The organism is Vibrio sp. 1580 (genome assembly GCF_033340055.1).
Genome location: NZ_JAWOVT010000106.1, coordinates 1 through 933, shown reverse-complemented (window position 1 = coordinate 933; position 933 = coordinate 1). Strand labels below are relative to the sequence as shown.

1 protein-coding gene is annotated in these 933 nt (G+C 42.3%); it reads left to right on the top strand.

The window, feature by feature from the left end; all coding sequences use genetic code 11:
- Nucleotides 1–308 precede the first annotated feature (308 nt).
- A partial coding sequence (locus R7093_RS24335) for a pyruvate kinase (protein ID WP_318146898.1) occupies nt 309–933 on the top strand: 625 nt, incomplete at its 3' end.

Genomic DNA, 933 nt, shown 5'->3' with positions numbered 1-933 from the left:
TTCAATCAAATAACGAAGAATCTACTCCTGTTAAATTGTTTGAAAAATAACTTATTTTATTCTTCAAATTAGGAGAGCAACATAAGCGACCACAGAGCATCCCTACAAAGAGGCTTTCGCTAACTCGTTAGTCCTCTATGTATTATCCGTCTGTTTTAGCGAGTGTCACTCTTCATGCAAACAATCTGTGCATATACTTATACCTAACTGGCATCGAGCTTAGAAAATACTGACCTCGACAGTGGTTAGATTAAGTAAGAATAAAATTTGAGTTACTTTGTCCTACACCTGCATTCTTCGGAGAATCTATGACTTCCAAATTAAGAAGAACGAAAATTGTCACCACTCTTGGCCCTTCAACTGATAAAGACAATGTACTGGAGGAAATCATTAAAGCTGGTGCGAACGTCGTTCGTATGAACTTTTCTCACGGTACAAGTGAAGACCACATTCAACGTGCTAAAAAAGTACGCGCGATTGCCGCAGGATTAGGGCGTCAGGTTGCCATTCTTGGCGATTTACAGGGACCTAAAATTCGTGTTTCGACCTTTAAAGACGGTAAAATCACACTCAAAGTCGGCGATAAATTCACACTAGATAGCGACTTACCAAAAGGCGAAGGGAACCAAGAATCCGTTGGTTTGGATTACAACGAACTGCCTCAAGATGTTTCACCGAACGACATTCTACTGCTTGATGATGGCAGAGTTCAATTGCAAGTCACCAGCGTAGAAGGAAATAAAGTCCATACCCGTGTGACCGTTGGTGGTCCATTATCCAACAACAAGGGCATCAACAAAAAAGGCGGTGGCTTATCAGCCGATGCGCTCACGGAGAAAGACAAATCTGACATCATCACAGCCGCAGAAATTAAGGTCGACTATTTGGCCATTTCTTTCCCACGCAATGGCGAGGACATGCACTATGCCAGAC